Raw genomic sequence first — 12,982 nt, 5'->3', positions numbered from 1 at the left:
CATGACGCCGAGGGGCTTTTTTCATGGCGGGTTGCCGTGGCCGGAACCTGCCTGCAATAGTGTCGCGTTTCCGCATCAAAACTATTCGCCGCTCACAACAACTGTTGTTGGTCTTTCATGCGCGGCAGGAGAATATCCAAGGCCCGCAGGATGTTTTGCGAGCCTTAATTCGCATTTGATATCAACACGTTAACGCAGGTTTCCAAAGAGAGCAGCTTGTAAGAAGGCCGTCATTATCCCAACCATGGAAAGTAGTTCTTCGAAATCCGGGTTACTTCGAATTGGCGCAGGCTGGACACTGATTCCAGTGCATGCGCCGCTAACTTGTTCGCAGCGGCACGCAGATTCCCGGCCCTGTGCGCGGTGGGTTTGCGGTTTGCCTTTCATCTCGCCATTTTGGGGACTTATATGAAGAAGACGCTATTGGCTGTCGCGCTGCTGGCTGGTTTTGCCGGCGCCGCGCAAGCCGCAGACTCCGTGACGCTGTACGGCTTGATCGACGCCGGTATCGGCTACGAGAAAGTGAAGTTCGACGGCAATTCGCAAAGCCGTTTTGGCGGCGTCCAGGGCGTGAGCAGTGGCTCGCGTTTCGGGCTGCGCGGCACTGAAGATCTGGGCGACGGCCTGCGCGCCGTGTTCACCTTGGAAGGCGGCTTCGGTCCCATGAACGGCAAGTCGTTGCAAAACGGCCGCCTGTGGGGCCGTCAGGCCACCGTGGGCCTGGACAGCGATACCTGGGGCCGCCTGGAATTCGGCCGCCAGACCAACCTGGCTTCCAAGTACTTCGGCTCGATCGATCCGTTCTCGATCAGCTACAACACCGCCAACATGGGTACCACGTTCGGTAGCGCCAACACGATGCGCCTGGACAACATGGTCCTGTACCAAACCCCCAGCATGGGCGGCTTCAAGCTGGGCGTGGGCTACTCGTTCAGCGCCGACGACGCGGTCAGCGACACGTCGCAGACCGGCTTCCAGACGGGCGACAACAACCGTGTGCTGACGGCGGGCGTGCAATACGTCAACGGCCCGCTGAACCTGGCCGCGGCGTATGACCGCTTCAACCCGTCCAATGGGCAAACCGGCGGCAAGTCCGAAGCGCGCATCCAGGAATACATCGTTGGCGGTTCGTATGACTTCGAAGTCGTGAAGGTCGCGGCGGCGTTCGGCCAGACCCGCGACGGCTGGTTCGTCGGCCAGAACATGGGCACCACGCCCGCCGGCATGCAGAACCTGGGCACGTTCAAGCTGGCCGATGGCTTCCGCGCCAACTCGTACATGATCGGCGCGACCGTGCCGCTGGGCCGCCACGCGGTCTTCGGTTCGTGGCAGCGCGCGACCGCGAGCAACGACAAGCTGACGGGCGACGATGCAACGTTCAATGTCTACAGCTTGGGCTACACCTACGACTTCACCAAGCGCACCAACCTGTACGCGTACGCCTCTTACGGCGACAACTACGCGTTCCAGCGCGATGCGACCGACACGGCTGTCGCCGTGGGTGTGCGTCACCGTTTCTAAGCCATAGGACGTCCGGCAAGACCTTGCTGAATGCGCGGCTCATCTCCGTGGGCCGCCGAGTGACAGCGAACCCCCCTACTGGTTGCCGCCGGACGTTTCTAGAGCTGGGAAGGGAAGGGCCTCCGCAAGGAGGCCCTCTCGTTTTGGCGGGGCGTGGAGGCGCTTTACAGGAACAGCTTATAGGCCGGGTTTTCGGTTTCGTTCCAGTGGGGATAGCCCAGTTCCGCCACAAAGCTGCGGAACTGTTTTTTGTCCGCGGGCGGGACCTGGATGCCGATCAGGATGCGGCCATAGTCCGCGCCCTGGTTGCGGTAATGGAAAAGGCTGATGTTCCAGTCCGGATTCATGGCGTTCAGGAAGCGCATCAGAGCGCCCGGGCGCTCCGGAAATTCGAAGCGGTACAGCAGTTCGTTGCGTGCCAGCGCCGAGCGCCCGCCCACCATGTGGCGCAAGTGGGTCTTGGCCATTTCATCGTGGGTCAGGTCCAGCGTGTCAAAGCCATGGCGGCGGAAGTTCGCGGCTATCTTGTCGGGCTCGGACGCCGATGACACCTGGATGCCGACAAACACGTGGGCGCGATCCGCATCGGAGATGCGGTAGTTGAACTCGGTCACGCTGCGCTCGCCCACCAGTTCGCAGAAGCGGCGGAAGCTGCCGCGCTGCTCCGGCATGGTGACGGCGAATACGGCTTCGCGCATTTCCCCCACCTCGGCGCGCTCGGACACGAAGCGCAGGCGGTCGAAGTTCATGTTGGCGCCGCAGGCAATCGCCACCAGCGTCTTGCCCTTCAGATTATGTTCGGCCGCATATTGCTTGGCGCCCGCGACCGCCATCGCGCCGGCAGGCTCCAGCACGCTGCGGGTGTCCTGGAAGACGTCTTTGATGGCCGCGCAGATCGCGTCGGTGTTGACGACTACGAAGTCGTCCACATACTGGCGCGTGAGCTTGAAGGTTTCGGCGCCCACCATCTTGACGGCCGTGCCGTCCGAGAACAGGCCCACGTCGTTCAGCTGCACGCGGCGGCCCGCGCGCACACTGCGCAGCATGGCGTCGGAGTCTTCCGTCTGCACGCCAATGATCTTGATTTCCGGACGCAGCTGTTTGATGTAGGCGGCCACGCCCGCGATCAGCCCGCCACCGCCGATGGCGACGAAGATGGCGTCGATCGGGCCGGGGTGCTGGCGCAGTATCTCCATGCCCACGGTGCCCTGGCCGGCGATGACGTCGGGATCGTCGAAGGGGTGGACAAAGGTCAGCTTTTCTTTCTTTTCCAGGATCTGCGCGTGGGCGTAGGCGTCGGAGAAGCTCTCGCCGGCCAGCACCACTTCGCCGCCCAGGCGGCGGACCGCGTCGATCTTCACCTGCGGGCTGGTGGTGGGCATGACGATGACGGCGCGGCAGCCGAGCCGGCTGGCCGCCAGCGCGACGCCTTGGGCGTGGTTGCCGGCGGACGCCGCGATGACGCCGCGGTTGCGCGCGGCCGGCGTCAAGTTGGCCATCTTGTTGTACGCCCCGCGCAGCTTGAAGCTGAACACCGCCTGGGTATCTTCGCGCTTGAGCAGCACCGTGTTCGAAATCCGTTGAGACAGCAGAGGCGCCGCTTCCAGCGGTGATTCGACCGCGACGTCGTAAACCTTGGAAGTCAGGATGCGTTTCAGATAATCAGTTGACATGGACTGCGGCTGGCGGCAAGAGTGGGGGGTGGACCAGATTATTGCACCCGCGCGCGGCTACACTCGCTCCACTATGGAAGAAAGTCTGTTATCCGCTGTGCATTGGATGCTCGGGGTGCTGGCGCTGCCCTCGGTGGGCCTGTCCGCGATCTTCACGGTCTCACTGGTGTCCGCCACCTTGCTGCCCATGGGCTCGGAGCCGGCCGTTTTCGGCTACATCAAGCTGGCACCGGACATGTTCTGGCCGGCCATCCTGGTGGCGACCCTGGGCAATACCGTGGGCGGAGCCATCAGCTACGCCATGGGCCTGGCGGCCGAACGCGCCGTGCAGCGCTGGAAGGAACATCATCCCCATCCGCATCCCGATTCGACCGAAGGCGGCCGCATGCGCGGGCGCTGGAACGAGCGCGCCCATGACTGGATCCACCGCATGGGGCCGCCGGCCTTGCTGCTGTCCTGGCTGCCGGCCGTAGGCGATCCCCTGTGCGCCGTAGCGGGGTGGCTGAGGCTGTCTTTCTGGCCTTGCGTGCTCTACATGGCCATCGGCAAATTCCTGCGCTATCTGGTCATGACCGCCAGCCTGCTGTGGTTTTTTCCAGGCCAGGTCTAGCGCTGATATCGCATTTAATTGGGGACATATAGTCCCCGCCATTCCCGGGTTTTGAGCGCGTCCTTAGGGGTATTAGGGGCCGGACTCCGCCAATGGCATAAAATAATTTTTTAAGGGCCCCCTCTTGCAGCCATGAACGCCCCACTCGCTAGCCACATCTTGAACGGGGCGATGCCGCCCGCAGCACCCGCGCGCTTGCGCGAAATCCCGTACAACTACACGTCGTTCTCCGACCGCGAGATTGTCGGCCGGTTATTGGGCGAAGACGCCTGGAGCCTGCTGAGCGATCTGCGCGGCGAACGCCGCACCGGCCGTTCCGCCCGGATGCTGTACGAAGTGCTGGGCGACATCTGGGTGGTGCGCCGCAATCCCTATCTGCAGGACGACCTGCTCGACAACCCCAAGCGCCGCAAGCAGCTCATCGAAGCCTTGCATCACCGCCTGGGCGAGATCGACCGCCGCCGCGAGCCCGACGTGCCCGCCGAAGCCGGCCATGATCCGCACCGCGATGAGAAGGTTGTCGGCCTGCTGGCGCGGGCGCGTTCCGCCATTGCCGCATTCGAGGGCGAGTTCGACCAGACCGCCATGATGCGCAAGCAGGCCCAGAAGGTGCTGGGTCGCATCACCGCGCGCGACAACATCAAGTTCGATGGCCTGTCGCGCGTGTCGCACGTGACCGACGCCACCGACTGGCGGGTGGAGTATCCCTTCGTGGTGCTGACGCCGGACTCGGAGGACGAGGTCGCCGCGCTGGTTACCGCCTGTATCGAGCTGGGACTGACCATCATTCCCCGAGGGGGCGGCACCGGTTATACCGGTGGCGCTATCCCGCTGACCTGGAAGTCGGCGGTGATCAACACCGAGAAATTCGACAAGCTGGGCAAGGTCGAGTCCTGTCTGCTGCCCGGGCTGACCGAGCCCGTGGCGGTCATCCATGCCGGCGCCGGCGTGGTGACCAAGCGCGTGTCCGAGGCCGCCGAAGCGGCAGGCTTCGTGTTCGCGGTCGACCCGACCTCGGCCGAAGCCTCCTGCGTGGGCGGCAACATCGCCATGAACGCGGGCGGCAAGAAGGCCGTGCTGTGGGGCACCGCGCTGGACAACTTGGCCTGGTGGCGCATGGTCGACCCGAACGGCAACTGGCTGGAAGTCAGCCGCCTGGACCACAACATGGGCAAGATCCATGACGTGGAAGTGGCGCGCTTCGAGCTCAAGTGGTTCGACGGCCGCGGCAAGCCGGGCGAACGCCTGCTCAAGACCGAAACGCTGGAAATCCAGGGCCGCGTGTTCCGCAAGGAAGGCCTGGGCAAGGACGTGACGGACAAGTTCCTGGCGGGCCTGCCGGGCATCCAGAAGGAAGGCTGCGATGGCCTGATCACGTCGGCGCGCTGGGTCCTGCACCGCATGCCCCGCCACACGCGCACCGTCTGTATGGAGTTCTTCGGCCAGGCGCGCGATGCGATCCCGTCGATCGTCGAGGTCAAGGGCTACCTGGACGGCGAAGGCCGCGCCCGGGGTGCCATCCTGGCAGGCCTTGAGCACCTGGACGAACGCTATCTGCGCGCGGTTGGCTACGCCACCAAGAGCAAACGCGGCGTGCTGCCCAAGATGGTCCTGATCGGCGACATCGTCGGCGACGACGAGGACGCCGTGGCCGCGGCATCCAGCGAAGTGGTGCGCCTGGCCAACACCCGCCATGGCGAAGGCTTCGTGGCCGTGAGCCCCGAAGCGCGCAAGAAGTTCTGGCTCGACCGTTCGCGCACCGCTGCGATCGCGCGCCACACCAACGCCTTCAAGATCAACGAAGACGTGGTGATCCCGTTGCCCCGCATGGGCGAATATACGGATCACATCGAACGCATCAACATCGAACTCTCGACCCGCAACAAGCTCAAGCTGCTGGGCGAGCTGGACGCGTATCTGTGCACGCCGCTGCCGGTCGGCAAGATCGATGACGCGGACATTGAAACCACCCGCGCGGAAGTGCTGGCCGAGCGTACCCGCGAGGCGCTGGAACTCCTGGCCGCGGTCAGGCAGCGCTGGCAGTGGCTGCTGGACAATCTGGACCTGCCGCTCTTGCAGGCGCTGCCCGAGCTGCATGGCCTGGGCCTGGGCGACCTGCAGCCGGCCTTGTCGGACCGCCTGGCGGCGCAGCCTGGCGCGCGGGTCTTCGACGTGGTGCAGGATCGCACCATCCGCCTGTCGTGGAAGACCGAGGTGCTGGCCGGACTGCAGCGCACGTTCTCGGGCGCGGCCTACAAGAAGATCGTCGACGAGATGATCGCCATCCATGGCCGCGTGCTCAAGAGCCGCGTGTTCGTGGCGCTGCACATGCACGCCGGCGACGGCAACGTGCACACCAATATCCCGGTCAACTCGGACGACTACGAGATGCTGCAGGAGGCCCATCAGGCCGTCGAACGCATCATGCAGATTGCCCGTGACCTGGACGGCGTGATCTCGGGCGAGCACGGCATCGGCCTGACCAAGTACGAATTCCTGACCGAGGCCGAACTGGCGCCGTTCCAGGACTACAAGCGCCGCGTCGACCCCAACGGCCACTTCAATGCCGGCAAGCTGATGCCCGGTGCGGATTTGCGCCACGCCTGGACCCCCAGTTTCAACCTGATGGGCCACGAGTCGCTGATCATGCAGCAAAGCGACATCGGCGCTATCTCGGAATCCATCAAGGACTGCCTGCGTTGCGGCAAGTGCAAACCGGTGTGCGCTACCCACGTGCCGCGTGCCAACCTGCTGTATTCGCCGCGCAACAAGATCCTGGCCACCTCGCTGCTGGTGGAAGCCTTCCTGTACGAAGAACAGACCCGGCGCGGCGTGAGCCTCAAGCACTGGGAAGAGTTCGAAGACGTGGCCGACCATTGCACGGTCTGCCATAAGTGCTACAACCCCTGTCCGGTCGACATCGACTTCGGCGACGTGTCCATGAACATGCGCGCCGTTCTGCGCCGCATGGGCCGGAAGTCGTTCAATCCGGGCACGGCCAGCGCCATGTTCTTCCTGAACGCCAAGGATCCGGCCACCATCAACGCCACCCGCAAGGCAATGGTGGGCGTGGGCTACAAGGTCCAGCGCGCCGCGCACGACCTGCTGTCCGGCCTGGTGAAGAAACAGACTTCCGCCCCGCCGGCGACGGTGGGCAAGCCGCCGTTGCGCGAGCAGGTGGTGCACTTCGTGAATAAGAAGATGCCTGGCGGACTGCCCAAGCAGGCGGCGCGCAAGCTCTTGGACATCGAGGACGCGAACTACGTGCCCATCATCCGCGATCCCAAGGCCACCACGGCCGACACGGAAGCGGTGTTCTATTTCCCGGGCTGCGGCTCCGAGCGCCTGTTCTCGCAAGTGGGCCTGGCCACGCAAGCCATGCTGTGGCACGCTGGCGTGCAGACCGTGCTGCCGCCAGGCTATCTGTGCTGCGGCTATCCTCAGCGCGGCAATGGCATGACGGACAAGGCCGAACAGATCATCACCGATAACCGGGTGCTGTTCCACCGTGTCGCCAACACGCTGAACTACCTGGATATCAAGACGGTCGTGGTCAGCTGCGGCACTTGCTACGACCAATTGGCGGGCTACGAGTTCGACAAGATCTTCCCGGGCTGCCGCCTGATCGATATCCACGAGTACCTGCTGGAAAAAGGCATCAAGCTCGAAGGGGCCAAGGGCGTGCGCTACATGTACCACGACCCCTGCCACACGCCCATGAAGCTGCAGGAGCCCATGAAGACCGTGCGCGCCCTGGTCGGCGATGACGCCATCAAGAGCGACCGCTGCTGCGGTGAATCGGGCACGCTGGCCGTCAGCCGCCCGGACATTTCCACGCAGGTGCGCTTCCGCAAGCAGGAAGAGCTGCTCAAGGGAGATGCCGCATTGCGCAGCGATGGCTTTACCGGCGACGTGAAGGTACTGACCTCCTGCCCGTCGTGCCTGCAAGGCCTGTCGCGCTATGAAGGCGACACCGGCATGGACGCGGACTACATCGTGGTCGAGATGGCGCGTCACATCCTGGGCGAAGGCTGGATGGAAGAGTACGTGCGCCGCGCCAACGCGGGCGGCATCGAGCGGGTGCTGGTCTAGGCCGGCGGTCCACGCAAGAGACGCGCAACAAAAAACCGCGGCCAGCGATGGCCGCGGTTTTTTGTTGGGGCACGGCTGGAAGGATTACTCCAGCTTGATGCCGGCCTTCTTGATCACGTCCGCCCAGGCGGCGCGTTCCTGTTCGGCGTAGGCCTTGAATTCCTGCGAGGACAGCGGCATCGGGATGACGCCCATGTCCAGGATCTTCTGCGAAACGGCGGGCGACTTCAGCGTGGCTTCCAGGTCGGTGGCCAGCTTCTTGACGACGGGCTCCGGCAGGCCGGCTGGGCCGACCAGGCCTTGCCAGGCATAGGCGGTGAAGTTGGGCACGCCTTGCTCGGCCATGGTGGGCACGTCCGGCAGCGCGGCGACGCGTTCCGGGGTGGCCGCGGCCAGGACGCGCAGCTTGCCCGCCTTGACGTTGGGCAGGCCCGATGCCAGGTCGATGAACATCAGGTCCACCTGTCCGCCCAGCAGGTCCTGGACGGCGGGAGCCGCGCCCTTGTAGGGCACGTGCAGCACGTTGGCGTTGGTGCGCTGCTTGAACAGTTCCAGCGCCAGATGATGCGGCGAGCCCGCGCCGGCGGAGGCCGCCGACAACTTGCCCGGCTCTTTCTTGGCGGCCTGGAGCACGTCGTCCACCGTCTTGAACGGCGAGTTGACGTTCACGGCCAGCAGCAGCGGGAACTTGGCGATGCCGCCGATGTAGGTGAACTTGGACGGATCGTAGGACAGCTTGGCGTACAGCGACGGGTTGAAGGCCAGCGTGCCCGAGTCGGCCGTGCCGACCATGTAACCGTTGGCCTCGGCCTGAGCGATGGCGGTGGCGCCGATGATGGTCGCCGCGCCGGGCCGGTTTTCGACCACGATGGTCTGGCCCAGCGGCTTTTCCAGGCCGCTTGCCACCGTGCGTGCCACGACATCGGTGCCGCCGCCGGCCGGGTAGGGCACGATCCAGCGGATCGGCTGGGCGGGCCAGGATTGGGCGGCGGCGGTGCCGGCTGCCAGGGACAGGGCGGCTAGCGCCAACAGGCGCTTCGCGTGCTTGTGCATGGGGTGTCTCCAAGTGCGGAATTGAGTATGGGCCGCCGCCGCAGGGCGTGCGGGGGGCCTGTTATGCGCCGATATTATGCCTTGCGTCCCCGGCAATCGGCGGATGTTTTGTGCCCTGTTTTCAGCGGCTTATTGCGGATCGGGGTAGTGGCGAGCCCCGAAAATCGCCGAGCCTATGCGCACCTCGGTCGACCCTTCTTCGATGGCCAGCTCGAAATCTCCGCTCATTCCCATGGACAGGCGGTCCAGCGATACGCCGGGCAGGTTCTCCTGGCGCAGGCGGTCGCGCAACTCGCGCAGGGCGCGGAAGCACGCGCGCACTTCGGCGGGGTCGGGTGAATTCACGGCCAACGTCATCAGGCCTTGCACGCGCAGCGTCGGGAAATCGGTGGCGACGCGGCGCAGAAAGCCGGCAACGTCGGCCGGATCCATGCCGTACTTGCTGGGCTCGGGCGAGGTCTTTACCTGCACCAGCACGTCCAGGGTCCGGCCTTCGTTCGTTAGGCGGCGATGCAGGGCTTCGGCGAGCTCCACGCGGTCCAGTGACTGGACCTCGGCAGCGTCGCGCGCGGCGTCGCGAGCTTTGTTGGTCTGCAGATGGCCGATCAGCACCCATTGCAGGCCCAGGCCGGCCAGGGCCGTGGCTTTCTGGCGGATTTCCTGCGTCTTGTTTTCGCCGTAGCGGGTCAGCCCCAGCGCCATGGCTTCGCGGATGGCGTCTTCGCCGAACGTCTTGCTGACGGGCAGCAGCGTCACGCTGTCAGGGCTGCGCCCGGCGCGCTCGCAGGCGCTGGCGATGCGTTGCTGGATCTGGGCAAGGCGCCCGGCCATGGTGTCTACAGCGGTCATTCAGCTCTCGGGTAGATACGGGATGTCCCATAGTGTAGGACTGTGCCGGATCGTTTAGCCACAACGCCCGGGCGCATCGTTGACCCTGTGCAATCGGCAGGCTTAGAATTTGAGGATATTTGTTTATATTTCAATGTTCTATGCCGTCCGGCGCCGCCCCAGCGGGCGACACGGTTTCCCACTTCCATAGTCTCCCGCCATGTCCACCGCAGCGCCTGAATACGCTTTTGCCACGCCTTTCCTGAATCCCCCCGCTTCCCCCATCCGATCGCTCATGCCGTATGCCATGCGGCCGGGCACCATTTCGCTGGCGGGCGGCTATCCCGCCCAGGAACTGTTCGACGTGGAAGGACTGTCGGTTGCAAGCACCCAGGTCCTGGCCCGCCTGGGCGCATGCTTGCAGTACTCCAATATCGACGGCCAGGCCAGCCTGCGCCACGAACTGGCGCGCCTGTCCGCCGAGCGCGGTCTTATCTGCAATGCCGATACCGAGCTGGTCGTGACCGGCGGTTCGCAGCAGGCTCTGGCGCTCCTGACCCGCGTCATGTTGCAGCCCGGGGACCACGCAATCATCGAGTCGCCCGCGTTTCCCAATTCCGTGCAGGCGCTGCGCTACACCGGCGCAACCGTGCATACGGTGCAATCCGGCCCCGAGGGCATCGACGTGGACGCGTTGGATGAACTGGCCGGCCGCATCAAGCCCAAGATGGTCTGCGTCGTCGCCTCGTTCTCCAACCCCTGCGGCGCGACCCTCACGCGCGAGCGCCGCTTGCGGCTGTTGGAACTGGCAGTCAAGCATCGTTTCCTGATCGTCGAGGACGATCCCTACAGCGAGCTGCGTTTTGCAGGCGAGGCGGTTCCGCCGATCGCTGCGCTGGCGCAAGGCGAGGCCCGCCATTGGGCCGTGTACCTGGCAAGCATGTCCAAGACGATGGCGCCGGCGTTGCGCATCGGCTGGCTGGTGGCTCCGCCCGAAGTCCGCCGCCGCTGTGTCAGCGCCAAGGCGGCCGACGACATGGCTTCGTCCGCCTGGATCCAGGAGGTCGTGGCCCAGTACCTGGCCAACGGCCGCTACGGCGAACACGTGCCGCGCATCCGTGCTGCCTACGGCCTGCGTTGCGACGCCATGGCTGAATCGCTGGCCCGCGAACTCAATGGCCGCGTCACCTTCAGCAAGCCCGAAGGCGGCATGTTCTTCTGGGCTCGCCTGACCGGCGAGATCGATGCCACGCGCCTGTTGCCCTATGCCATCGAGCACGAGGTCGTCTACGTACCGGGCAAGGCGTTCTATGCGGACGCGGCGCAGGCAGACCTGCATGCCATGCGCATGTCGTTCGCCACCATGAACGAAAGCCAGATCGCCCAGGGCATGGTGCGATTGGGCCGCGCGCTGGACGCCTGCGAAGCCAACGAGCCGGTATCGATCTCGCTGGCGGCCTGAACCCGGCTTGACGGCGCGCATCCGCCGCCGTCTTGCCTGTTGCTATGCTTTCTTGCCTGTCCGTCCCCGCGCTGGCGCGCAGGGACGCGCATACCTAAATAAGCGCTTGTTATTTGGTTTGGGCGCTTCATGTCTATAAGCTTCTTGCCTCGGCGCGTTATGGCGCCCGCAAAGCAGAACAGGAAACGAGGTCATGAACATTGCAAAAGGGTTGATCGGCGCGGCGTTGTTGGCGGCTGCGGCGCAGGGCGCGCAGGCGGCCACGCTGGACGTGGTGCGCCAGCGCGGCGCGGTGGCTTGCGGCACGACCACGGGCTTCGCGGGCTTTTCCGCGCCCGACGCGCAAGGCAAGTGGCAGGGGCTGGATGTGGACCTGTGCCGCGCCATCGCCGCCGCGGTGTTCGGCGACGCCAACAAGATCAAGGTAGTGCCGCTGAACTCGCAGCAGCGCTTTACCGCCCTGCAATCCGGTGAGGTGGACGTATTGACGCGCAACACCACCGTTACGCAGCAGCGCGACACCGCCTTGGGCATCATCCACGCCGGCATCAACTTCTATGACGGCCAGGGATTCCTGGTGCCGAAGTCCCTGGGCGTAAAGAGCGCCAAGGAAATCAACGGCGCCACCATCTGCCTGCAAACCGGCACGTCCAACGAAAATACGCTTGCCGATTGGGCGCGCGCCAACAACGTGAGCTACAAGCCCGTCGTGATCGAGACCTTCAACGAAGTGGTCAACGCCTTCGCCGCCGGCCGTTGCGACGTGTTCAGCACGGACGCATCGGGCCTGGCCTCGATCCGCATCTCCAAGCTGCAGAACCCCGACGACTACGTGGTGCTGCCCGAGATCATCTCCAAGGAGCCGCTGGGTCCGTTCGTGCGGCAGGGCGACGACGCCTGGTTGAACATCGTGCGCTGGTCGCTGTCGGCCATGATCGAGGCCGAGGAATACGGCGTGTCGTCCGTCAATGTGGATGAACAGACCAAGAGCGCCAACCCCAACATCAAGCGCATCCTGGGCGTCACGCCCGGCAGCGGCGCCAACCTGGGACTGGACGAGAAGTGGGCCTATAACATCGTCAAGCAGGTGGGCAACTACGGTGAGAGCTTCGAGCGCAACGTCGGCCAGGGCAGTCCCCTGAAGATCAAGCGCGGCCTGAATGCGCAATGGACGCAGGGCGGCCTGATGTACGCGTTGCCGATACGGTAATGGTGAGGGGGCTGCGCGCGCTGGGCATCGATTGCCCTGCGTGTAGCCCCGGAGGCTTTACCCGCGCCGGTAGAGTTCGGCGATCTTCACGAAGGCGGCGCGCAATTCCCGCGTGCCGCCCTGGAAGATCATCGGCCGGCCGCGATGCGTGAACACCACCAGCCGCTTGGAAAACAGCATAGGAACAAAGCGCGCGTAGCGCACGTCTTCCCAGGCGACCTCGCGGCGCGTGAACCAGGTTTGGCGCAGGCCGCGTTCGTCGATGGTGGTGATGGACGTCTGCATGTGCCACGACACGAAGAGCAGCCCAAGGAAGCACACCGCCACCACGGCGGCCAAGAGTGTATCGAAGGGTTGCGAGGGCGCGCGGATGGCCGTGGTGACCACCTGCACGCCGAGTACCGCCAGAATGACCCACGTCAGGATGCGGACCCAGTCGGGCCAGGCCTGGCCCGACAAGGGCAGGGGGCCGATGGCCCGCAGCAGCGCCGCGTGGTCCTCGGCGGAGGGCGTGCTGGCGGAAGCGCTCATGC

Annotated in this window: 9 protein-coding genes; 5 read left to right on the top strand and 4 right to left on the bottom strand. The window is 64.8% G+C overall.

Features of this window, described 5'->3' with window-relative positions; genetic code table 11:
• The first annotated feature begins 408 nt into the window (after positions 1-408).
• Positions 409-1,521, top strand: coding sequence for a porin (locus tag CEY08_RS24075; RefSeq protein ID WP_042796121.1), 1,113 nt, complete (start codon positions 409-411; stop codon positions 1,519-1,521).
• A gap of 164 nt (positions 1,522-1,685) precedes the next feature.
• Here CEY08_RS24075 and ilvA read toward each other — a convergent pair whose 3' ends face one another.
• Positions 1,686-3,233 (bottom strand): threonine ammonia-lyase, biosynthetic, encoded by a 1,548-nt coding sequence (gene ilvA / locus CEY08_RS24070; protein WP_223306564.1) that lies wholly within the window; start codon positions 3,231-3,233, stop codon positions 1,686-1,688.
• Between the two features lie 34 nt (positions 3,234-3,267).
• Here ilvA and CEY08_RS24065 point away from each other — a divergent pair, with 34 nt between their 5' ends.
• Both CEY08_RS24065 and CEY08_RS24060 read left to right on the top strand, forming a co-directional pair.
• Complete coding sequence (locus CEY08_RS24065) at positions 3,268-3,804, top strand: YqaA family protein (protein WP_042796123.1); 537 nt, start codon at positions 3,268-3,270, stop codon at positions 3,802-3,804.
• 132 nt (positions 3,805-3,936) lie between these two features.
• Positions 3,937-7,896 carry a DUF3683 domain-containing protein gene (locus CEY08_RS24060; RefSeq protein WP_063959574.1) on the top strand — a complete coding sequence of 1,320 codons (3,960 nt, stop codon included), beginning with the start codon at positions 3,937-3,939 and terminating at the stop codon, positions 7,894-7,896.
• 84 nt (positions 7,897-7,980) lie between these two features.
• Here CEY08_RS24060 and CEY08_RS24055 read toward each other — a convergent pair whose 3' ends face one another.
• Both CEY08_RS24055 and CEY08_RS24050 read right to left on the bottom strand, forming a co-directional pair.
• Positions 7,981-8,949: a Bug family tripartite tricarboxylate transporter substrate binding protein gene (locus tag CEY08_RS24055; protein ID WP_076816637.1), complete on the bottom strand. Its 969-nt coding sequence runs from the start codon at positions 8,947-8,949 to the stop codon at positions 7,981-7,983.
• A gap of 129 nt (positions 8,950-9,078) precedes the next feature.
• On the bottom strand, positions 9,079-9,798 hold the full coding sequence (locus CEY08_RS24050; RefSeq protein WP_076816635.1) for a YggS family pyridoxal phosphate-dependent enzyme: 720 nt from the start codon (positions 9,796-9,798) through the stop codon (positions 9,079-9,081).
• Between the two features lie 199 nt (positions 9,799-9,997).
• On the opposite strand from CEY08_RS24050, the gene CEY08_RS24045 reads away from it, so the two are divergent.
• Positions 9,998-11,239 (top strand): aminotransferase-like domain-containing protein, encoded by a 1,242-nt coding sequence (locus tag CEY08_RS24045; protein WP_063641404.1) that lies wholly within the window; start codon positions 9,998-10,000, stop codon positions 11,237-11,239.
• A 193-nt stretch (positions 11,240-11,432) separates the two neighbouring features.
• Positions 11,433-12,449 (top strand): amino acid ABC transporter substrate-binding protein, encoded by a 1,017-nt coding sequence (locus tag CEY08_RS24040; protein WP_042796126.1) that lies wholly within the window; start codon positions 11,433-11,435, stop codon positions 12,447-12,449.
• A 57-nt stretch (positions 12,450-12,506) separates the two neighbouring features.
• Here CEY08_RS24040 and CEY08_RS24035 read toward each other — a convergent pair whose 3' ends face one another.
• Complete coding sequence (locus CEY08_RS24035; RefSeq protein ID WP_042797515.1) at positions 12,507-12,980, bottom strand: membrane protein; 474 nt, start codon at positions 12,978-12,980, stop codon at positions 12,507-12,509.
• Positions 12,981-12,982: the final 2 nt, after the last annotated feature.

Source organism: Achromobacter insolitus, assembly GCF_002209555.1.
GTDB lineage: Bacteria > Pseudomonadota > Gammaproteobacteria > Burkholderiales > Burkholderiaceae_B > Achromobacter > Achromobacter insolitus.
The sequence above is the reverse complement of the archived record's forward strand: the minus strand, read 5'-3'. Positions and strand labels throughout refer to the sequence as shown.

Bases quoted from the DNA above. Each gene is read 5' to 3' on its own strand.
- CEY08_RS24075 (WP_042796121.1), top strand. From the start codon at position 409: ATGAAGAAGACGCTATTGGCTGTCGCGCTGCTGGCTGGTTTTGCCGGC.
- CEY08_RS24065 (WP_042796123.1), top strand. From the start codon at position 3,268: ATGGAAGAAAGTCTGTTATCCGCTGTGCATTGGATGCTCGGGGTGCTG.
- CEY08_RS24060 (WP_063959574.1), top strand. From the start codon at position 3,937: ATGAACGCCCCACTCGCTAGCCACATCTTGAACGGGGCGATGCCGCCC.
- CEY08_RS24055 (WP_076816637.1), bottom strand. From the start codon at position 8,949: ATGCACAAGCACGCGAAGCGCCTGTTGGCGCTAGCCGCCCTGTCCCTG.
- CEY08_RS24050 (WP_076816635.1), bottom strand. From the start codon at position 9,798: ATGACCGCTGTAGACACCATGGCCGGGCGCCTTGCCCAGATCCAGCAA.
- CEY08_RS24045 (WP_063641404.1), top strand. From the start codon at position 9,998: ATGTCCACCGCAGCGCCTGAATACGCTTTTGCCACGCCTTTCCTGAAT.
- CEY08_RS24040 (WP_042796126.1), top strand. From the start codon at position 11,433: ATGAACATTGCAAAAGGGTTGATCGGCGCGGCGTTGTTGGCGGCTGCG.
- CEY08_RS24035 (WP_042797515.1), bottom strand. From the start codon at position 12,980: ATGAGCGCTTCCGCCAGCACGCCCTCCGCCGAGGACCACGCGGCGCTG.